At 68.3% G+C, this 20,635-nt stretch carries 18 protein-coding genes, 1 tRNA gene and 1 pseudogene; 12 read left to right on the top strand and 8 right to left on the bottom strand.

Translation table 11 applies throughout. From position 1 onward, the window contains the following. Positions 1-88: 88 nt before the first annotated feature. Positions 89-1,063 (bottom strand): AEC family transporter, encoded by a 975-nt coding sequence (locus F2Q65_RS14445; protein WP_150094114.1) that lies wholly within the window; start codon positions 1,061-1,063, stop codon positions 89-91. Positions 1,064-1,245: 182 nt separating this feature from the next. Here F2Q65_RS14445 and F2Q65_RS14440 point away from each other — a divergent pair, with 182 nt between their 5' ends. The 4 genes from F2Q65_RS14440 to F2Q65_RS14425 are packed head-to-tail and all read left to right on the top strand — an operon-like array spanning position 1,246 to position 4,626. Continuing rightward, positions 1,246-2,292, top strand: coding sequence for a zinc-dependent alcohol dehydrogenase (locus F2Q65_RS14440; RefSeq protein WP_150094113.1), 1,047 nt, complete (start codon positions 1,246-1,248; stop codon positions 2,290-2,292). A gap of 1 nt (position 2,293) precedes the next feature. After that, positions 2,294-2,704: a 6-pyruvoyl trahydropterin synthase family protein gene (locus F2Q65_RS14435; RefSeq protein ID WP_150094112.1), complete on the top strand. Its 411-nt coding sequence runs from the start codon at positions 2,294-2,296 to the stop codon at positions 2,702-2,704. 7 nt (positions 2,705-2,711) lie between these two features. After that, on the top strand, positions 2,712-3,818 hold the full coding sequence (locus tag F2Q65_RS14430; RefSeq protein ID WP_150094111.1) for a glycosyltransferase family 4 protein: 1,107 nt from the start codon (positions 2,712-2,714) through the stop codon (positions 3,816-3,818). Further along, positions 3,808-4,626 (top strand): class I SAM-dependent methyltransferase, encoded by an 819-nt coding sequence (locus F2Q65_RS14425; protein WP_150094110.1) that lies wholly within the window; start codon positions 3,808-3,810, stop codon positions 4,624-4,626. Before F2Q65_RS14430 ends, F2Q65_RS14425 begins: the two co-directional genes overlap by 11 nt. 69 nt (positions 4,627-4,695) lie before the next feature. On the opposite strand, the gene F2Q65_RS14420 is transcribed toward F2Q65_RS14425, so the two are convergent. Both F2Q65_RS14420 and mdoH read right to left on the bottom strand, forming a co-directional pair. Then, positions 4,696-5,484, bottom strand: coding sequence for a RibD family protein (locus F2Q65_RS14420; RefSeq protein WP_386113666.1), 789 nt, complete (start codon positions 5,482-5,484; stop codon positions 4,696-4,698). Next, the gene (gene mdoH, locus F2Q65_RS14415; RefSeq protein ID WP_246156246.1) at positions 5,481-7,406 is read right to left on the bottom strand and encodes a glucans biosynthesis glucosyltransferase MdoH; all 1,926 of its coding nucleotides are present in this window, start codon (positions 7,404-7,406) and stop codon (positions 5,481-5,483) included. The genes F2Q65_RS14420 and mdoH overlap by 4 nt, the downstream gene beginning before the upstream one ends. 186 nt (positions 7,407-7,592) lie before the next feature. Here mdoH and F2Q65_RS14410 point away from each other — a divergent pair, with 186 nt between their 5' ends. Genes F2Q65_RS14410 through F2Q65_RS14400 form a run of 3 tightly spaced genes read left to right on the top strand, consistent with a single transcriptional unit; the run spans position 7,593 to position 11,735 of the window. Continuing rightward, a complete protein-coding gene (locus tag F2Q65_RS14410) occupies positions 7,593-9,707 on the top strand; it encodes a TonB-dependent receptor plug domain-containing protein (protein ID WP_150094108.1) in 2,115 nt (704 codons plus the stop codon). After that, the gene (locus tag F2Q65_RS14405) at positions 9,704-10,294 is read left to right on the top strand and encodes a hypothetical protein (protein WP_150094107.1); all 591 of its coding nucleotides are present in this window, start codon (positions 9,704-9,706) and stop codon (positions 10,292-10,294) included. Before F2Q65_RS14410 ends, F2Q65_RS14405 begins: the two co-directional genes overlap by 4 nt. Continuing rightward, a complete protein-coding gene (locus tag F2Q65_RS14400) occupies positions 10,284-11,735 on the top strand; it encodes a GGDEF domain-containing protein (RefSeq protein ID WP_150094106.1) in 1,452 nt (483 codons plus the stop codon). The genes F2Q65_RS14405 and F2Q65_RS14400 overlap by 11 nt, the downstream gene beginning before the upstream one ends. Positions 11,736-11,796: 61 nt before the next feature. Here the strand turns inward: F2Q65_RS14400 and F2Q65_RS14395 are convergent, their stop codons facing one another. After that, positions 11,797-12,252, bottom strand: a complete 456-nt coding sequence (locus F2Q65_RS14395; protein ID WP_150094132.1) for a YaiI/YqxD family protein — start codon at positions 12,250-12,252, stop codon at positions 11,797-11,799. 615 nt (positions 12,253-12,867) lie between these two features. Between F2Q65_RS14395 and F2Q65_RS14390 the strand changes: the two genes are divergently transcribed. Further along, on the top strand, positions 12,868-13,470 hold the full coding sequence (locus tag F2Q65_RS14390) for a bactofilin family protein (protein ID WP_170265745.1): 603 nt from the start codon (positions 12,868-12,870) through the stop codon (positions 13,468-13,470). Here F2Q65_RS14390 and F2Q65_RS14385 read toward each other — a convergent pair. From F2Q65_RS14385 to F2Q65_RS14370, 4 genes and pseudogenes are all read right to left on the bottom strand, one after another. Continuing rightward, on the bottom strand, positions 13,368-13,622 hold the full coding sequence (locus F2Q65_RS14385; RefSeq protein ID WP_386113663.1) for a transglutaminase family protein: 255 nt from the start codon (positions 13,620-13,622) through the stop codon (positions 13,368-13,370). The genes F2Q65_RS14390 and F2Q65_RS14385 overlap by 103 nt on opposite strands. A 27-nt stretch (positions 13,623-13,649) precedes the next feature. Next, positions 13,650-14,438, bottom strand: a pseudogene (locus F2Q65_RS20455) (transglutaminase family protein); the annotation flags it as partial. 65 nt (positions 14,439-14,503) lie between these two features. Further along, positions 14,504-14,579, bottom strand: a tRNA-Phe gene (locus F2Q65_RS14375). Between the two features lie 182 nt (positions 14,580-14,761). Beyond that, on the bottom strand, positions 14,762-15,964 hold the full coding sequence (locus F2Q65_RS14370) for an exo-beta-N-acetylmuramidase NamZ family protein (RefSeq protein WP_150094104.1): 1,203 nt from the start codon (positions 15,962-15,964) through the stop codon (positions 14,762-14,764). 194 nt (positions 15,965-16,158) lie between these two features. Here F2Q65_RS14370 and F2Q65_RS14365 point away from each other — a divergent pair, with 194 nt between their 5' ends. The 4 genes from F2Q65_RS14365 (at position 16,159) to rfbB (ending at position 20,624) form a co-directional block, all read left to right on the top strand. After that, on the top strand, positions 16,159-16,815 hold the full coding sequence (locus F2Q65_RS14365; RefSeq protein ID WP_150094103.1) for a succinate dehydrogenase/fumarate reductase transmembrane subunit: 657 nt from the start codon (positions 16,159-16,161) through the stop codon (positions 16,813-16,815). Next, on the top strand, positions 16,812-18,704 hold the full coding sequence (gene sdhA / locus F2Q65_RS14360; protein ID WP_281291045.1) for a succinate dehydrogenase (quinone) flavoprotein subunit: 1,893 nt from the start codon (positions 16,812-16,814) through the stop codon (positions 18,702-18,704). The genes F2Q65_RS14365 and sdhA overlap by 4 nt, the downstream gene beginning before the upstream one ends. After that, positions 18,701-19,468 (top strand): succinate dehydrogenase iron-sulfur subunit, encoded by a 768-nt coding sequence (gene sdhB / locus F2Q65_RS14355; RefSeq protein ID WP_246156239.1) that lies wholly within the window; start codon positions 18,701-18,703, stop codon positions 19,466-19,468. Before sdhA ends, sdhB begins: the two co-directional genes overlap by 4 nt. A gap of 100 nt (positions 19,469-19,568) precedes the next feature. After that, positions 19,569-20,624 carry a dTDP-glucose 4,6-dehydratase gene (gene rfbB / locus F2Q65_RS14350; protein ID WP_150094129.1) on the top strand — a complete coding sequence of 352 codons (1,056 nt, stop codon included), beginning with the start codon at positions 19,569-19,571 and terminating at the stop codon, positions 20,622-20,624. Positions 20,625-20,635: the final 11 nt, after the last annotated feature.

Below are 20,635 nucleotides of genomic sequence, written 5' to 3'. Positions count from 1 at the left end.
TCAGTCGGGCACACCAAACGCGGAAGCACGACGCGCCCCGTAACGGCCGATTGGTCGCAATCGCAGGAACGCGCGCGGCTGCTCGCGCTCAGCGCAGCAACTGCACCATCAGCGGGAGCGTGACAATGCTCGCCACCGTGGTGGCGAGCACCAGCTTCGAAGCCAAATGGCCGTCGCATCCGTAGGTGTTGGCCAATACCACCGCCAGCAGCGCCGAGGGCATCGCGGCCTCAAGGATCAGGATCTGCGCCTGCGCATCCGCCAGACCCAGTTCGATCGCGCCGATCCCGGTGGCTCCCAGCCCGATCGCCGCCAGCCAGGCCACGCCCGGCTGCAGCAGCAACTTGATCGTCGCCACCAAGACTGTCAGTCCGAAAACGGAGCGGATGCCCTCGAAGTGCAGCAGCGCCCCGACCGTCAGCGTGACCAGGAAGGTGTTGGCCGAACCCAGTACGCCAACACCCTGAAACAGCAGTCCCATCAAAGGCCCGCTGGTAGGCAACCGCAACAGCGACCACGACAGCCCGAGTACCACCGCAACAAAGATCGGCGAGCGGAAGAATTTCAGCGCCTCCAGCAGCCGGCTGTGCACGCTGCCCTCCGCGCGGCCGTGATAGAGCGCGATCATGGTGCCAAGGGTGAACAGCGCCGGCCCGACACCTAGCTCCGAGATGACCACCGCCTCGGCAATGGCCTCGCGGTTGTTCCCGTAGACCGCGCCGATCAGCGCATATCCAAGCATCGAAGAACTGCCGAATGCCGCTGCCAGCAGCACGGCCCCCAGCGCCGGTGCCGACAGACGCAGCAACCGTCCACCCAGCCAGGCCACCGCCAAACACACCAGTTCCGCCAGCAGGATGACCAGTGCCAGCAGCTCAAACCCCCAGCACGGAGCCGATTTGGCCAGGGAGCCGAAGATCAGCGCCGGCAATGTGACCCGCGTCACCAAGGCGCCGAACAACTGCCCGTGCCGGACCTCGATCAGTCCGATCCGCCGCAGTCCCGTCACCAACAGGATCAGGGCCACCAGCAGGACAATGGAGCTAACAACCTGGGTCTGCATGGGCTCACTGATGTCCAAGGTCCACCCGTGCGCCGAGCCAGGGAGAGCAGGGAGGCCATTGAATCAGCATCTCCCCGGGTGCGGAGTGATGGTATGGTCATCTCTCAGTATAGCGATCACGGTCAGGTTTTCGGGTTCAGTGATCGCCAATCGGATGTCGGCCGGGATGCGGGGGCTGAACCATGAGCGGATCAACAACCGCACGCGCCTACTGGCTCTGTCGACCGGGCCACGGCGAGCTGCGGCAGGAACCCCTGCCGCCGCTGGCGCCCGGACAGGCGCGAGTGCGGACGCTATATTCCGCCATCAGTCGGGGCACCGAGACGCTGATCCACCGCGGCGAGGTGCCCCCGTCGCTGTATGCCGACATGCGCGCCCCGTTCCAGCAAGGCGCGTTTCCAGGCCCGCTGAAGTACGGCTACATGACCGTCGGCGTGGTCGAGGCGCTGGGGGATGATCCGGCAGGCGATCCGGCCAACGATCTGCCCGGGCCCCGGCTCAACCAGCCGGTGTTCTGCCTGCACCCACATCAGGATCGGTTCCAGGTCCCGTGGCAGGCCCTGCATCCCGTGCCGACGGAGGTGCCCGCCGCGCGGGCGGTGCTGGCCGCCAACCTGGAGACCGCGGTCAACGCCGTCTGGGATGCCGGCGTGTCCGTCGGCGATCGGGTGCTGGTGGTCGGCGGCGGCGTGGTCGGCCTGCTTGCGGGCTGGCTGTGCGCGCGCATGCCCGGGACCCGGGTGGTGCTGGTGGACCCCCAGGATGCCCGCGCCGGTGTCGCCGCCGCGCTGGGCATGCAGTGGCAACCCCGCATCCAGCCCGCCGATCATCCGCCACCGTTCGACATCGCCATCCACGCCAGCGGCCGCCCCGAGGGACTGGCCGGCGCGCTGCCGCTGCTGGGCGACGAAGGTCGGCTGGTAGACCTGAGCTGGTACGGCACGCGCCCGGTCGAGCTGCCCCTGGGTGCCCATTTCCATCCCCGGCGGCTGCGCCTGATCGCCAGCCAGGTCGGCCAGTTGCCACCGGATCGGCGCCCGCGCTGGAGTCACACCCGGCGACTGCGCCTGGCGCTGGCGCTGCTCGCCGACCCGGTGCTGGACCGGCTGATCACCGACGAAAGCGCATTCGCGTCGCTGCCCGCCGTGCTTGCCGAGCTTGCAACGCCCGGCGCCGCGCCCGACACCCTCTGTCACCGCATCCGCTACCCAACCGCCGAGGGGTTCTGATTTGTACAAGCTCAATGTTCGCGACCACTTCATGATCGCCCATTCCTTTCAAGGCGAGACCTTCGGTCCCGCGCAACGCCTGCATGGGGCAACCTACGTGGTGGACGCCACCTTCGCACGCGCATCCCTGGACGCAGACGGCCTGGTGGTGGACATCGGCCTGGCCGCAGAGGCCCTGAAGGCGGTGCTGGCCGAACTCAACTACCGCAATCTCGACGAACTGCCCGCGTTCCGGGGGGTGAACACCACCACCGAATTCCTCGCCCGCGAGATCCACCGCCGGCTGGTTCAGGCCATCCATGCCGGCCGCCTGGGGCCGAACGCCACCGGCTGCGACGCACTGCAGGTGTGCCTGCACGAGTCGCATCTGGCCTGGGCCAGCTACGAGGGGCCGATTCGAGAGCCGACATGAGCCGCGCATGAGCTGCACCGCGCATCTGTTCGTCGCCGGGGCCCTGGCGCAGCGCACCGGCGGCTATCTATACGACGCGCGCATGGTGCGCGGCCTGCAAGGCCTGGGCTGGACGCTACAGGTGCACGAATTGCCCGGTACCTACCCGCTGCCGGACGCCGATGACCTCGGCATCTTCCGCCAGCGCCTGCAGTCACTGCCGGACGGGACCCTGGCCGTTGTCGACGGGCTGGCCGGCGGGGCGCAGCCGGCGCTGCTACACGCACAGGCCGCCCGCCTGCGCCTGGTCGCGCTGGTGCACCATCCGCTGGGGGACGAGACCGGACTGCCGGCGCCGGAGCGCAGGCGCCTGCTGCAGCTTGAGGCCGACGGCCTGCGGGCACCGCGCGGGGTGATCGTCACCAGCGGCTTCAGCGCAGACCGGCTGGACGCCCTGGGTGTGCGGCGACCGCGTGTCCGGATCGTAGAACCGGGGGTGGATCAACCGCCGCCGCGACAGGGTCCATCACAAGTCCGCGCCGCTGATGCCGGCCCGCGGCTGCTCTGCGTCGGCAGCCTGACACCACGCAAGGGTCAGGATCTGCTGATCGAGGCCCTGGCCGGCCTGCGCGCACGTCCGTGGCAGGCCTGGCTGGTGGGCAGCCGGACCCGCAATCCCGGTTTCGCCGCCGCGCTGGCACGCCGGCTGCGCGAATTGGGCCTGAGCCGGCGCATCGTTCTGACGGGTGAACTGCCGGCGGTGGAACTGGCGGCCCATCTCAGGCAAGCGGATCTGTTCGTGCTGCCCTCCTGGTATGAGGGCTACGGCATGGCGCTCACCGAGGCCCTGGTGCATGGACTACCGGTGATCAGCACCACCGGCGGCGCCATCCCCCACACCCTGCCCGGCGACGCCGGCCTGCTGGTTCCGCCGGGTGACATCGCCGCATTGGGCCAGGCGCTGCGCGTCTTTCTCGACCACCCCGACCGTCGCCGTCACGCCGCCGAACGGGCCCTGGCGCATGCCGCCACCCTGCCGGACTGGCCGACCCAGGCACGCCGCTTTGCCGACGCCCTCACCGAACTGGGGGCACTGAACCCCTTACCTCGCCGGAGGACCGAAGATGCCGACTGAGCGTTTCGCCGCCGAGTGGCTCGCGCTGCGGGAACCCGCGGATCACCGCGCCCGCGCAGCGGCGCTGGAGCAGCGGCTGGCCCTGGCGGGTGCCCGGGCCGGTTGGCGTCGGATCCTCGATCTGGGCTGCGGCACCGGCGCCAACCTGCGTCACCTGGCACCACGGCTGCCCTGGGCCCGCGACTGGACCCTCATCGACCACGATGCGGACCTGCTCGCGCGCCTGACGCCGCCAACAGAGTGCTCGGTCTGCCTGCAGCCGATGCTGGGGGACCTCCACACCGACGGGCTCGCGGCGGTGGCCCGGGCTGAAGTGGTCACCGCGTCGGCGCTGCTGGACCTGGTCAGCGCAGCCTGGCTGGATGACCTGATCGGCCGCATCCATGCCCGGGGGGCCGCGGCGCTGTTCACGCTGAGCTATGACGGCCGCGTGGCCTGGTCCGGTCCGGCCGACGCAGACGACGACTGGATGCGCGCCCTGGTGAACCGCCATCAACGCACCGACAAGGGCCTGGGCGCGGCGCTCGGACCGGATGCCGCCGCCCATGCCTGCACGCGCTTCCGGGCCCTGGGTTACGACTGCACACTGGCGCCCAGTCCCTGGCGGCTGCAGGGCAGCGCCGACACCGCACTGGCGACGGCCTGGCTTGAGGGCTGGGCACAGGCCGCCGCGGCACTGGTACCAACGCAGGGCAGACATCAGGGCGAACGTATCCAGGCCTGGTGCGAACGCCGGCGTGCCGCCTTCACCTCCGGCGGCACGGCACTGGAGGTCGGGCATCTGGACCTGCTGGCGTTGCCGATCTAGGGCTTCGGGTTCCGGTTCTTGATCTTGATCCGGCTCCGGTTATGGCTCCGGTGCTGAGTCCGGCCACCCTCAGGCGTCATCCGGCGTCCATTGCAGATCGAACAGCAGGTCGTCACCAAGCCGATGATGCTGCACCCGCGGCGGGCGCAGCGCCTGTTCCAGGCGCTCGATGCGCGGCAGCGTGATGCCCGGCCGACCGGAGCCGATCAGCAGCGGCGCGACGCTGACATGCAGCCGATCCAGCACCCCCGCCTGCAGGAAGCGGGAGACGGTGATGCCGCCCCCCTCCACCAGCACCCGCCGCAGCCCGCGGTCGCGGAGCACCGCCAGTACCCCTTGGGGCGGGAAGGTCCGCGCCGGGTCTGTTCGCACCGGAATGCGCTCCACCCCCGGCCCGACAACCTGCGATCCGGCCGCCTGCGATCCGGCAGCCGACGCTTCCGCCACCAGATGCAGCGTCGTCGCCTGACCGTCGGTGAAGACGCGGTATCCAGGGGCCAGCCGCGCCGACGGGTCGAGCACCGCGCGCACCGGGTTGGTACCGGACACCAGTCGCACGGTCAGCCGGGGATCGTCGGCAGCAACGGTACCGGCGCCGACGATCACCACATCCGCCAGGGCCCGCAACGCATGCAGCCGCATCAGGTCTAGCGGGCCGCTGATGTCGCGCGACTGTCCGGAATCGGTGGCGATGCGCCCGTCCAGAGACTGCCCCAGTTGCCCGAGCACCCAGCACGCACGATCCCGCAGGGGCGCGAGCAGGGGCTCCAGGGCCTCGACTGCCGTCGCACCCGATCCAGACGCGATCGCGGCGTTCGCGGCCTGGGCGTTGGTGTTCGCAGGTTCGGTGGAGGTCAGCGCGCATCCTCCGTCAGGGGGCGCAGCCCGCGGGTGACCGGCCGCAGGGCCGGCCTGGGCGGATGCGCCCGCGCCGCCGTGTCGATGACCGCGGTGCGGGGCGCCTCCCTAGCGACGGCCAGGGCGTCGAGGCCCAGGGCACGCAGCATCGGCTCGGGTTCCGTCTCGTCGGGGATGCACCACAGGCCTAGCCGCGCCAGCGTCCGCCCCAGTCCGGGCCGGGCACTGATCACCGCCAACGGCACCGCCAGCAGGGCGCCGATGTAGAAGGGCGAGAACAGCAACAGGATTCCGGGTCCGCTCCACGCCAGCCAGCCCAGAGCCAATGCGCCGATCAGCGTCTGTGGCCACAGCCGGCGCAGTGCCGTCGCCGGCTGCACGCCGTGCACCTGTCGGCGCTGGGCGCCCCAGACGATGGCCCGGCCGAACAGCAACCCGCCGATGAACAGGCTGTGGGCAATGGCCATGATCGGCGCGATCAGCGCGGTGAACAGGGTCTCGGCGACACCGCCGAGCAGCAACGCCCCGGTGCCGCCGTAGCGCCGTCGACAGTCCTTGTCGAGCACGGCGTCCAGCAGGCTGGCCAGCTTGGGCGCGAAGATCATGCCCAGCATCAGCCACAGCAGCGCTGCTCCCCAGAGCGGGTCGAACAGCGCCTGCTGCTCGCTGGCGATGCGCCAAGCGCCGTACAGCATGAAGGCGACCCAGGCGGGCGAGGCGACGAACATCAGCACCGCGAGCAGCAGTTGCACGCGGCTCACCGGCGCCAGGCCGCACAGGGGCGACCCGGGGCCGAGCAGGCGCAGGTACTGCAGATTGCCCTGACACCAGCGCAGGTCACGGCGGATGAACTCGATCAGCGTGGTGGGGTTTTCCTCCCAGCTACCGGTTTCCGCCGCCATCACCCGCACCTCGTAGCCGGCCCGACGCATCAGCACCGCCTCCACCTGGTCATGGCTCAGGATCCAGCCCGACAGGGGGCCGTCGCCGCGCAGCCGGGGCAGATGGCAATGGGCGGTGAAGGGCGCCACCCGGATCAGGGCGTTGTGCCCCCAGTAGGGGCCAGCGTCGCCCTGCCACCAGGCGCTGCCGAGACTGTAGCTCTTCATGCCCAGCCGCATGCCGAACTGGAACGGCCGGGCGAAGGCGCTGGCGCTGGGCAGCCCCACCACAAGCGACTGCAGGATGCCGACCTCCGGGCGCTGATCGAGGGTGCGCACCATGCGCAGCAGCGTCGGTGCATCCATCAGGCTGTCGGCGTCCAGCACCAGCATGTAATCGAATGCATGGCCCCAGCGCCGGCAGAATTCCTGCACATTGCCGGCCTTGAAGCCGGGATTGCGCTCGCGCCGCCGGTACGTCAGCGCGATGCGCGACCCCCAGCGCTCCCGCAGGCCATCCATCAGCACCGCTTCCGCTGCGACCACCTCGTCCCAGTCGCTGTCGCTGAGCACGAAGAACGCGAAGTGGTTGGCCGCGCCGCTCTGCAGCAGTTGCCCGATCATGGCATCGAGATTGCGTCGCACCATGGCGACGTCTTCGTTACGGATGCAACACAGGATGGCCGTGCGGCCCCGGATGGCGCTTTGGTCGTCCGCGCGCGCGAGTCCGGCGAAGACCGCCCGCGCCGGGTCGCGGTGACGGCGCATCAGCAGGAAGCCGATGACCGCGTTCCAGAAGCCGATGACCGTCCAGGGCAGGGTCACCAGGAACAGCAGCCCGAGCGCCAGGTCCGCGGCAGTGAAGCCGCCCACCGACAGCGCCCGCCCCATCAGCCCCATGACGCCGACCATGGTCAGCACCACCAGGGCCAGGAACAGCCGCCGTCGCCGCGTCATGTTCGGTAGCGGGCCGGCGGCATGCAGCGGCACCGTCCCCCCATCTGCCGCCAGTTCCTGTTGCCCCGCTTGATCGGCTATCATCGCGCCACCACTCCTGACCATCGCCCAGTTTACGACCGGGCCAAGGCGCCCGATGAACCGATCACGTGGGTCTGCTCACCCGCGCGGGCAACCCTTTGGGCTTGAAATATGTTATCAAGGCTCTTTGTTTTGGCCCAGCGGCCGCCTTGATCGGAAGCTGTGGCGGCCCTTCCTCCGAGTAGTTTGATGGATGAATCTGCGGTAACCAGACCTCGCGCCGGTCGCACACGGCGCCAGGCCCCATCGGCCGGGCTGATTGCCGGCCTGGTGCTGCTTGCGGGCATCGCAACCGCACACAGCGAGGCCCAGGCCCTGAACCAGGCCCCGAACCAGCCCCCGGCCCAAGCCCGGAACGACGCGGCCAGGCTGCAGGACCTGATGGCCCTGCTGGAGCAGGAGACCGAACTGGCCACCCGCAGCGGCATGAACGCCGATTTTGTGCCCGGCATGGCGACCATCCTCATCGGCGAGGACCTGATGGCCCGTGGCGTGCGCACCGTCAGCGAGGCGCTGGCGCTGGTGCCAGGGATCAGCGAAGGGATAGAGATGACCGGCGAGCGCCAGATCCTGAGCCGTGGCGTCGGCTACGGCTACGCCTCCGGCAATCTCAAGATCCTGCTCGACGGCGTGTCCATGAACGCCACCCTCTATGCCACCGCCAACCCGGTGCTGAACATCCCCATCGAGCAGGTGGAGCGCATCGAGGTCATCCGCGGTCCCGGCGCATCGGTCCACGGCGAATACGCCTATGCCGGCGTCATCGACGTCATCACCCGCAAGCGTCAGCGCAGCCTCGGCGCGCAGGTCATGGACGGCGGCGACCGCGGCACTGTCTGGGGCGGCGGCGGTGCCTGGTACTGGCAGGATGGCACGCGCGAGCTCAGCGCCTCGTTCAACGTGCTGGGGCTGGACGGCGACGCCGGCGTGGACGTGGCCCAGGACGGGCTCTACGTCATCGACCTGCCGTCGCTGTCCAATGCGCCCGGACCGTCGAACGAGTCCCGCCGCTATCGCGGGCTGTTCGCCAACCTCAACTGGCGCGACTTCTTCCTGGCCGTGAAGCTGCTGGACGACGACTACGGCGACCATTTCGGCGTCAACCACTTCCTGCCGCCGGACGACGACCGGCTGGCCTCGCGCCAGGGCTACCAGTCGCTGCAGATCGGCGCCGACCTGACGCTGAGCGGTGACCTGAGCACGCGGCTGCGGCTGGAGGCTCTGCGCTACGAACGCGATCGTGACGATCTGTTCGTCTTCCCGGCGGATCTGTTCACAACCGATCCGGTCTACATGAGCCAGAACTACCAGGAGACGCGCTACCTGGCTGCGGCGGACATCCACTGGCGCCCCAACGACCGCCATCAGGTGCTGCTGGGTCTGGAGGCGAGCCATGTGGAGGTGGACGAGGCCACCTGGGACTGGCCCGAGGAGTTCGCCATCGACTATCCCTGGCTCGACGACAGCCTCAACCGTCGCATCCTCAGCCTGGTTGCGCAGGACGTGTACCGGCTGGGCGAGCGCGTCACCCTGACCGGGGCCCTGCGCCTGGACGACTACAGCGATGCCAGCACCTACCTGAACCCGCGGCTGGCGGCGGTTTGGCGCGTGAATGACGAGAACATTCTCAAGCTGCAGTACGCCCGCGCATTCCGGCCGCCCACCTTCTACGAACTGGCGTATCCGGGCGAGTTGACCGACTCCGTCGAGGCCGGCGAGATCGCCACCTATGAGTTGGGCTACATCCTGCGCAAGCACAGCTGGAAGGCGCGGATGATCCTGTTCCATTCCGAACTGACCGATCCGATCATCTTCGACGACGAGCAGAGCGGCTACGCCAACAGCAGCGACGTGCGCCTGCGCGGCGCCGAGCTGGAATACGAGCAGCGGCTCGGCGCGCATCTGCGCCTCGACGCCAACCTCTCCTACGTCGACAGCCTCGACCGCGGCACCGACCGCCCGCTGGCGGGCGGTACCGACCTGCTGGGCAACCTGGCCCTGCTGTGGCAACCGGTGGAGCCCTGGACGGCGGCACTGCAGCTGCGCTACGTCGGCGAGCGCGAGCGACGGCCCGACGACACGCGTCCACCGGTGGACGCCTACACCACGGCGGACCTGACGCTGAGCTACGGTAGCGCCTCGGCCGGCGGGGTCTTTGCCCATCTGGGGGTGAAGAACCTCACCAATGCCGACGTCCGTTATCCGGACCAGCCCGCCGGCTTCCCCGGCCTGCCACTGCCCTACCTGGACGACTACCCCCGCCCTGGGCGACACTGGTGGGCGTCCGTCGGCTTCGCCTTTTGATCCACCGATCGGTCCAGTTCTGGTACACGCGGCGCGGCTTGCGGGCGCTCTGCTGCCTGTTGCTGGTGTTGTTCTGGCTCAGCCCGGTTGGTGCCCTCCCCCTCTGGCAGGAAGAGCAGCAGCGTCTGCGGGTCGGGCTCAAGCTGTTTCCGGCGGTGCTCGATGCACAGCAGGAACTTGCCACGAAGCGTCGTGACGACGGCATGCTGGAGATCGCGGTGGTCTACCGTACCTCCGACCAGGCCGCGCGGCAGGCCGCTGCGGCGCTGGAAGCCCTGGACAAGGTCCAGGACATCCCGATCGCGGTCAGCGTGCTGACGGTCGAACAGCTGCAGGACAATGGCGCACGGCACATCGGAGCGATCTTCGTCGCCAGCTCCGGCCTCGAACCGGAGCTGCTGCGCCGGCTCTCGGAGCACCATCGGGTACTGGTGTTCTCGCCCTTTGCAGGCGACGTGGCCGCCGGCGCCGTGGCCGGCATCCATGTGGCCGACCGCATCCTGCCGGCCATCAATCCGGCCCAGGCCGGGCGCGCCGGCCTGAACTTCAAGCCGTTCTTCCTGCGGGTGGCCCACCATGCGCAATGATGTCGGCTTCAACCACGGGCGCCTGCGGCAACGCCGAAACGCGTTCCGGCTGGAGCGCAGGCTGGCGCTGATCTTCGCCCTGCTCGGCGCGCTCCTGACGGGGCTGATCGCCGGCTACTGGGTACTGACGCTGGAGCCGGCCCTGCGCCAGGACGCAGAAAGCCGCGCGCATGCCCTGGCGCAGGCGCAGGCGCGCGGCATCGAGGATCTGCTCGGCCGCGATCTGCCACCCGCGCTGCTGCTGGACGAGCTGAAGACCCGGCTCGATGCCATCCTGCTGCTGAAAGAGCGCGACAGCGGCCAGCCCCTGACCAATCGTATCCTCCTAGTTCTGAACCCTGACTGGGTCGCGCTGCCGCCGGAGGCCATGACCCTGCAGCAGGGCGATGACCGGCAGCTTCACAGCTTCGTCACCGAGGTGCCGCTCTATCACCCGCAGCGCTATGCGCTGATGGGCATGGCCACCTTCTATGCCAACCGGCACTCGCTGGAGACCCTGCTGGCCGACGTGCGCATCCGGCTGTTCGGCATCGGCGCCCTGGTGCTGCTGTTCATTGTCGCCGCCTGGTTCGGCGTGGCCTGGCTGTTGCGTCGACTAAGCCAGAGCGAGGCCAACCTGCGCAACCTGCTGGAGGTGGCGCCGATCCCGATCTTGCTGCTGGAGCCGGACGGCAACGGCATCCAGCTTGCCAACCAGGCCGCGGCCATCCAGCTTGGGCTGGTGCCCGACGCTGCCGGCGGGCTGCACAGCCCGGCCTGGGCCGAGCTAGTGGAGAGCGGCCTGCCTCGAGCCAAAGACGGCCAGCGCGAGGTACAGCTCAGCACCGGCAACGACGAAACCCACTGGACCATCGTCTCCACCAGCGAGGTCAGCCTGTCCGGCAACGAGCATCGGCTGGTGTCGCTGGTGGACGTGTCCGAACTCAAGGCGGTGCAGCAGCGGCTGCACCAGGCGGCCAACACCGACGAGCTGACCCAGGCCTACAACCGTCGCTACCTGTTCACCCGCCTCAACGAGGAGATCGCCGTGGCGGAGCGCAACGGCACGGCGCTGGCGGTGATCCTGTTCGACCTGGACCGCTTCAAGGGCATCAACGACGGCTTCGGCCACGCGGTCGGCGACGAGGTCCTGGTGCGGAGCGCAGAGATCATGCGCCAATGCATCCGCGGCTCGGACCTCTGCGGCCGCTACGGCGGCGAGGAACTGCTGGTGATCCTGCCGTCGGCCTCGCGCACCGACGCCGTCGAGATCGCCGAGCGCATCCGCCGGGCGATCAAGGCCGAGCGCTGGTCCCGGCCCGCACTGCAGGTCACCATCAGCGGCGGCATCGGCGTCTACCACGGCGATACCGTCGACACCTTGCTCGAGCGCGCCGACCGCTGCCTGTACCGCGCCAAGCGCGAGGGACGCGATCGCATCGTCGCCTCTGACGAGCCGTGACGGGCCTCTTCCCCCAGTGACCGTATGAGTGCTCGCGTGCCTCTTTGGCAGAGGCGCCGTGCTAGGATTCCCTGCCCCGCTTGGACAACAAGCGATCGAGCTGATCGGCAAAGGCCTTTCTGTCGCCTTGGCCGAATGCCGGCGGACCGCCCGTGTCCACGCCGCTGGCGCGCATGCTGTCCAGAAAGTCGCGCATGTTCAGGCGCGCCCGGATATTGTCCCGGGTGAAACGCTCGCCTCGCGGGCTCAGCACATCGCCCCCTTGCTCGATGGCCTCAGCCGCCAGCGGAATGTCGCTGGTCACCACCAGATCGCCGGGCTGCATCCGCTGCACGATCTCATTGTCCGCCACGTCGAACCCCGCGGACACCCGCACCATGGTGATCTGCGGCGAAGGCGGTACCGGCACCTGCTGATTGGCGATCAAGACCAGTCTCACGCCGGTGCGGGCCGACGCCCTGAACAGGATCTCCCGGATCACGACCGGGCAGGCGTCTGCGTCCACAAGAATCTTCATTTGCGCTCCCATAATCCATGGTTCATGCACTGTCACCACAACGTCACCACACTGGGCCCGCAATGGACTGTAAGGAAATGCTGATTTATCCAGCATTTTCCGTGCGGGGCAGGAGGCCCCGCCATTTTTAGCGGCGCAAGCCGCTGAAAATGCAGCGATTCGGAAACCGCGTTTTCGAATCGCGTGCTGATTTTTGGCCAGGATGGCCAATAAATCAGCGTCTCCCAAGGAAATGCTGATTTATCCAGCATTTCCTGCGCAGGGCAGGAAGCCCCGCTATTTTTAGCGGCGCACGCCGCTGAAAATGGAGCGATTCGGAAACCGCGTTTTCGCATCGCGTGCTGATTTTTGGCCAGGAGGCCAATAAATCAGCGCCTCCTTGAAGGCAAATCCCGACAAAGCATACGCCAACCTGATACCATTTAACGGCGTTTGATGGTCGTCGCCTTCAGGCCTTACAGGAACACGCGGGGCTGGCTGCCAGGAAGGACCGCAGGCCAAACGCGGCGCAGGGGCCTGACAGGCGTGCTTTCGGTCGAACATCGACGCCTGGCCTGCGCGGGGCCAGCGGGCCCAATCGATGCCATTGCCTTGATGCGAAGAACGTTAACGCCCATGCTCAAAGATGTATTCAACCTCGGCTCGGCCTCGCCGGATTCTGCCCGCCGCAACACCGGCCACACCGCAGCTCCCGACAAGGCGCCCGCGGTCGGCGCCAAACGGTTCCGCCCCGGCTCGAAGGTGCCGCCCTCGGTTCTCGGGGTAGACCTGCAGATCGTGGGCGATGTGAGAACCACCGGCGAGGTACATATCGAAGGTGCTGTGGACGGGCAGGTGATCGCCGCCGGCATCTCTGTCGGCGAACGCGGGTCCGTCAACGGCGCAATCTCCGGGGACAGCGTCGCAATCGGCGGTCAGGTGAAGGGGCGCATCCGCGCGACCGAACTGTTGCTCGCCGCAGGCGCCGAGATCTTCGGCGATGTCGAATACGACACCGTGCAGGTGCAGAAGGGCGCCAGGATCGAGGGCAACCTGATGCGAACAAACGCCCGCGGCAGACAAAAAGCGCGCACGCCAAACCTGAAGATCCTGAAATCCGGCCCGCCCCCGGGAGCCTACCAGATCCCCCTGGCGAACACCGCAACCGGCCCCGCACAGTTCGCCCGCCCAACCGACGCCCAGGATCCCGACCGCGGACAGGCCGTCGCAGAGGCCTGATCTTCGGGCCGGCGCCGGAGTCGGGGATCCTCCGGCGGCTCGTAGCCCTCGATGACGATCCGCGCATCCAGCTCGTCCACCGCGGCCTCCAGCACCCGGATCAGCAGCAACCAGTGCGACAGGTGCGTCAGCGGCGGCAGGAAGACATGCAGCAGGCCGCCGTCACCGAATCGCCGTCACAGCAGCACCTCCGTGCGCTCGCGCTTGCGCGCGCCCAGCGCCTCGGTATTCCATTCCGCGGAATCCATGTCGTCGATGGAGACGAAGGTGGGCTCGCCGCCCATGGTCAGGCACACGTCGTCTTCGCGCAGGCGGGCATCCACCGCGCCAGTCACCGGAGCTGCGCTGACCGGGTCCGGGGTACAGGCCAGCGGGATGTGCCCCTCACCGGCGAACAGCCCCGAGGTCGGATCCAGTCCGATCCAGCCCGCCCCCGGTACAAAGACCTCCGCCCAGGCGTGCAGGTCGAAAGTCGCGCTCCGGGCCGGACGGGTCGTCGAGGGGTTTCTCGTCCGGCGCCAGTTGCACCAGGTAGCCCGACACGAAACGCGCCGCCAGCCCCAGATGCCGCAGGATCTGCACCAGCAACCAGCCGGAATCGCGGCACGAGCCCCTGGCCAGGGACAGCGTCTCCTCGCAGGTCTGCACCCCCGGCTCCATGCGCCCCACATAGCCGATGTCCTGCGGCAGGCGCTGGTTGAGCCCGACCAGAAAATGGACGATCGGCTGCGGTCGCCGCTCCACCGAGGCCACCCAGTCGCGCAATTGCGGACCGGTCTCGACGCACTCGAAGTAAGGCGCCAGTTCCTTGCGCGCCTGCGGCTCGTACGCGAAGGGAAAGCGTTCCGCCCCGGGCTCGACGAAGAAGTCCAAGGGGTTGATGGTGACCATCTCGGCGAGCAGTTCGACCGTGATCTGCAGCCGGGCGCCTTCTCCGGAAACACGTAGCGCGCGACATATTTGCCGAATCAGTGGGGAGCGCCAGGGAGAGCGCGCGGACGAAGCGGTATTCTGTACGATACCGCTGGAAGAATGGTGCCCAGGGACAGAATCGAACTGCCGACACGAGGATTTTCAGTCCTCTGCTCTACCAACTGAGCTACCTGGGCTTTGGGACAACAGCCGCCGAATTGCTCAACGACTGAGCCGCAAATTAAACCGGATTGGCCGCGGGGCGTCAAGCGCAAATGACGGTACGAGCGGCAAGTCCCTCGGCGCGGCAGCGCGGCCCGGGTCGAGGCCGCGGCCCCACGGGCGATCGAAGGCGGCGGCAGGCAGGGCCCTGGAGACGTCAATAGCGCCTGAAGGGCTGCGTCTGCTCGGCCCAGGCCTGCTCGTCTGGTCGGAGCCGTGCATCGAGATCGGAGGGCGCGGCGGCGGCGTCATCCACCCATTGCCGCAGAAAGGTGCCACCGCTGATCAGGTCGATGGCCAGGCGCTCGGTCTCGTACTCGTAGGCGAAATCGCGCCAGATGGGGTAGTCGGGATATTCCAGACGCAGGGCCTTCAGGAGCAGCGCCACCAGCCGGTAGGGGCTGAACCGGTGATGCTGGTAATGCACGGTGTCGGTATGGATCTGGACGCCGTGGCACAGCTGCCCCTGGTGCTTGTGGAAGGTGGGCTCGAAGGCGCAGCAGCGGATCACCGCCCCCTGCATCCATTCGGCGCACAGGCTCTCCATGCGCTGCAGCAGCCGGCAGATGTCGAGTTCAGGCGCGCCCATGAGCTCCAGCGGCGTGGTGGTGCCGCGCCCCTCCGACAGGGTGGTTCCCTCCAGCAGCACGGTGCCGGGATAGCAGCGCGCCATGTTCAGGCTGGAGGCATTCGGGCTGGGATTGACCCACGGGATCTCGTCCCGCGGCCAGCCGTAGCCGGGCGCGGCCTGCGGCTGGTAGCCGTCCATGTCGATCACCCGGCACTCCAGGTCCAGCCCGCGTTGCGCGACGAACCACAGGGCCAGCTCGCCCAGCGTCAGGCCATGGCGCATCAGCAGCGGGCCGGCACCGACAAAGCTCTCCCAGCCGGGCTCGAGCAGGCTGCCCTCCATCGGCCGGCCGGCGGGGTTGGGCCGGTCCAGGATCCACACCGCCTTGCCCCGCCTGGCGCAGGCGTCGAGCACATAGGCCAGCGTGGTGACATAGGTGTAGATGCGGGTGCCGATGTCCTGCAGATCCACCAGCAGCACGTCGAAGTGGTCCAGCATCGCGTCGGTGGGATGACGCACGTCCCCATAGAGGCTGAACACCGGGATGCCGTGCAGCGGATCGACGTAGTCGCCGGACTCGACCATGTTGTCCTGCTTGTCGCCGCGCATGCCGTGCTGCGGCCCGAAGGCGGCGGTGATGTCCAGCCCGCCCAGCGCCATCAGCGCGTCGAGACTGTGTCGCCCGACATGATTCACCGACGCGGGATGCCCGAGCAGCGCCACCCGGCGCCCCTGCAGCGGTTTGCGCAACGCGCCCTCGGCCAGCAGTCGATCGATTCCCAGTCGCATGACGGATGGGCCTCCGGAAAAGTCTGAAGCTTGAAGGGTGAAGTTTGCAGGGAGATGAGCGCAGAAGGAAGGGCGGCGGCGAATTTCCAGACCGGGGGCGAAGCCGTGAAACTGGACATCAGGTGAGCATGGTCAATTCTGGCGGGCCGTCCGGGCGCTAAGCTGCCGAGGCAGTGAGAGCCGCGAAGAGCGCCATGTCCAGTTCCATCCACAACGCCCATTTCCTGCTGCGTCGCGTCCACTCGTTGCTCGGGTTGCTGCCGGTCGGCGCGTTTCTGGTCTTCCACCTGTGGGAGAACTCCCAGTCGCGCCTCGGCGCGGCGCACTATAACGAGCAGGTGGTCGGCGCGCTGAAGGGCATGAACTATCTGCCGCTGATCGAAATCACCGTCATCGCCCTGCCGCTGCTGTTCCACGCCCTGTACGGGCTGGTCATCATCCGCGCCGGCCGCGCGGAGCCCGCGCAGTACCCCTTTCTGCGCAACCGGCTGTACTGGCTGCAGCGGCTGTCGGGCCTTGGCCTGATCCTGTTCCTGCTGCTGCATGTGGGCCTGACGCGGATCGCCGGGCTGTTCGACCCGAGCATTGCCGATGACCTGTTCGCGCACATGCACGGCGCGCTGTCACAGCCGCTGGTGTTCGCGCTCTATCTGATCGGCCTGCTGCTGGCGGTGTTCCACCTGGCCAACGGACTCGCCACCGCCGCCATCGCCTGGGGCCTGACCACCAGCGCCGAGGCCCAGCGCCAGTTCGGCTGGGTCTGCGCCGGCTTCGGCCTGGCGCTGGCGCTGCTGGGCATCCACGGGCTGCTCGGCTTTCTGACCGCCTCCGGCGCGGGGGCCAGCGCATGATGAACCGGGGCCGGGAAGTCATCGTCATCGGCGGCGGGCTCGGCGGGCTCTGGGCCACGCTGACCATTGCCGAGGCCGGCCACCGGGTGCGGCTGTTCTCGCTGTTCGAGGTCATGCGCTCCCATTCGGTCTGCGCCCAGGGCGGCATCAATGCGGTGTTCGATGCCAAGGGCGAGCACGACAGCGTGCGGCAACACATCGTCGACACCATCAAGGGCGGCAGCTACCTGGCCAATCAGCCGCCAATCCAGTCCATGTGCGAGGATGCCCCGGGCCTGATCCGCACCTTCGAGCGCATGGGCGTCACTTTTTCGCGCACGCCAGAAGGTCAGCTGGATCAGCGCCTGTTCGGCGGCGTCAAGCACCGTCGCACCTGCTTTGCCGGCGCCAGCACCGGGCAACAGCTGTTGCATGGCGTCGATCAGCAGGTCCGCCGGCTGGAGGCAGATGACCGTGTGCACAAGCACGAGTGGTGGGAATTCCTGTCGCTGGTCAAGGACGCCGACGGGGTCTGTCGAGGCATCGTTGCCATGGACCTGCGCAGCCTTGAGGTTCGCGCCTTTCGCGCCGACGCGGTGGTGCTGGCCACCGGCGGGCTGGGACAGATCTACGCGCCCAAGACCACCTGCTCCACCAACTCCACCGGCGCCGCGGCCAGCCGCGTCTACCAGCAGGGCGCGCGGTTCGCCAACGCCGAATTCTTCCAGTTTCACCCCACCGCCATGCTGGGGGAGGACAAGACCCGGCTGATGTCCGAGGCCGCCCGCGGCGAGGGCGGGCGCATCTGGGTGCCGCGGGATCCGGCCGATCGGCGCGAGCCGGCACGCATCCCGGAGGCTGAGCGGTTCTATTTCCTGGAGGACTGGTATCCGGCCTACGGCAACACGGTGCCACGGGACATCGCCTCCCGGGCCATCTGGAAGGTGACCCGCGAGCTCGGGCAAGGCGTCGGCGGCAGCGATCGGGTCTACCTGGACCTGACCCATCTCGACCGGGGCTTCGTTGCCAGCCGCCTCGGTGCCATCCTGTCGATCTACCGCAAGTTTGCCGGCAGCGACCCGCTGCAGGCGCCGATGGAGATCTTCCCGGCGGCCCACTACGCCATGGGCGGGCTCTGGGTGGATTACGAAAAGGACACCAGCACCGGTGGCATGCGGCCCGGCAGCCCGCGCAATCACGCCACCAGCATCCCCGGCCTGTATGCCTGCGGCGAATGCGACTACGCCTACCATGGCGCCAACCGCCTCGGCGCCAATTCGTTGCTGTCGGCCTCCTACTCGGGCCGCGTCGCCGGCGAGGCGGTGGTCAGCTACCTGAACGGGCTCGCCACTGGCGCAGAGGCGATGCCGGCGGAGTACTTCGACGCCGAGATCCGCTACCAGGCACAGATCAACCAGCATTTCATGCACGCACGGGGCGACCAGAACCCCTACCACCTGCACCAGGCCCTGGGCGCGCTGATGACGGCCAAGGTCGGCGTCGTGCGCAACAATGCCGAACTGGATGCCGCCATCGCCGAACTGGCCGAGCTGGAGCAGCGCTTCGCCCGGCTGGACCTGGCGGAGGCCAACGCCTGGGCCAACCAGAGCCTGGCGCACGCCAGGCAGGTGTTCGACATGGTGAAGCTCGCGCAGGTCATGGCCGCCAGCGCCCGCGCCCGGGACGAATGCCGCGGCGCCCACTACAAGCCGGAATTCGCGCTGGAGATGCCGCCGGACAAATACGCCGGTGACCCGGAGTTCGAGGCCTACCGCGCCCGCTGGAAGGCCAACAATGCCGAATGGCTCAAGACCACCGTGGCCGAGTACAGCACCGACAGCCCCCGCATCAGCTTCGAGCCGGTGGACCTGAGCCTGCTGCAACCGGAACAGCCGAGGGACTACCGGTGACCGACGCCCACGAACCCCGGACCATCGAGCTGCGCATCCGCCGGCAGGACAACCCCAACAGCGAGCCCTACTGGCACCACTTCGCGCTGCCGGTGCGCGCGGGTGCGAATGTCGTCTCGGCGCTGATGGACCTGCGCGGCCAGCCGGTCACCACCGACGGCACACGGGTGGACCCGGTGGCGTTCGAGCACAACTGCATGGAAGAGGTCTGCGGCGCCTGCGCGATGCTGATCAACGGCCGCCCGCGACCGGCCTGCTCGGCACTGCTGGCCGACCTGGACAGCCCCGTCACGCTGGAGCCCCTGCCCAAGTTCCCGGTGGTGCGCGACCTGCTGGTGGATCGCTCCCGCCTGCTGGACAACCTCAAGCGCGTGCGCGCCTGGGTGCGCATCGACGGCCCCTGGGACACCCACGAGCACCCGCCGCGGCTGTCGCAGCAGGCCTGGGCCGCCAACTATCTGTACAGCCGTTGCATGAACTGCGGCTGCTGCATGGCCGCCTGCCCGCAGTTCGACCAGGACCGGCCCTTCGTCGGTCCCGCCCCGCTGGCCCAGGTGCGGCTGATGAACGCCCACCCCACCGGCCGCTACGACAAGGCCACGCGCCTGCACGCCATCATGGCCGAAGGCGGCCTGAGCGACTGCGGCAACGCGCAGAACTGCGTGCGCGTGTGCCCCAAGGAGATACCGCTGACCACCGCCATCGGCGAACTGGGCCGACAGACCACGGTGCAGTTGCTGAAGGATCTGTTCGGCGGCGCGTGAAGGGAGGATCCCCGGCGGCGACGCATGGTAGACTGTCGAGCTTTCCACAAAGCATGCGCGTGATGCCGCCGCAGTGCAGCGACCGCGCCACATGAGCAAGATGCAGACAATTCTGGTCACGGGCGGCGCCGGATTCATCGGCGGCAACTTTGTACACATGATGCTTGAGCAGGACGAGGTCCGCATCCTGAACCTGGACAAGCTCACCTATGCGGGTAACCTGGACACCCTCGCCGGGGTCATGCAGCACCCGCGGCACCAGTTCATCGAGGGCGACATCGGTGACGCCGAGCTGATCCCGCGGCTGCTGCGGGAGCATGCGGTGGACGCCGTGGTCAACTTCGCCGCCGAGAGCCACGTGGACCGTTCCATCGACGGCCCCGCGGACTTCATCCAGACCAACGTGCTTGGCACCTTCAATCTGCTGGACGCCGCCCGGGCCTACTGGGCGGGGCTCGATGGCGGGCGCAAAACGGCGTTTCGCTTTCTGCATGTGTCCACCGACGAGGTCTATGGCTCCCTCGGCCCCACCGGCCGGTTCACCGAGACCACGGCCTACGCGCCGAATTCCCCCTACTCCGCCTCCAAGGCCGCGTCCGATCACCTGGTGCGCGCCTGGCATCACACCTACGGGCTGCCGGTGCTGACCACCAACTGCTCGAACAATTACGGGCCTTATCAGTTCCCGGAAAAGCTGATCCCGCTGATGATCGGCAAGGCCATGGCCGGCGAGCCGCTGCCCATCTACGGCGACGGCGGCAATGTGCGCGACTGGCTGTATGTGGGCGACCACTGCCGGGCGATCGCGCGCGTGCTCGAGGCCGGCCGCCCTGGCGAGGTCTACAACGTCGGCGGCGACAGTGAGCGCACAAACCTCGAGGTGGTCGACACCCTCTGCGCACTGCTGGACGAGGCGCTGCCGGATTCTCCGCATCGCCCGCACAGCCAGCTCAAGCAGTTCGTCACCGACCGCCCGGGCCACGACCGGCGCTATGCCATCGATGCCGACAAGCTCAAGACCGAACTCGGCTGGGCGCCGCAGGAGACCTTCGAGACCGGGCTCAAGCGCACGCTGCACTGGTACCTGGCCAACCAGGACTGGTCCCGCCGCGTCACCGACGGCAGTTACCGCGGCCAACGGCTCGGCGCCCATTAAGCAGGAGGCGC

Origin of the sequence: Thiohalocapsa marina (assembly GCF_008632335.1) — a bacterium.
Lineage (GTDB): Bacteria > Pseudomonadota > Gammaproteobacteria > Chromatiales > Chromatiaceae > Thiohalocapsa > Thiohalocapsa marina.
The sequence above is the reverse complement of the archived record's forward strand: the minus strand, read 5'-3'. Positions and strand labels throughout refer to the sequence as shown.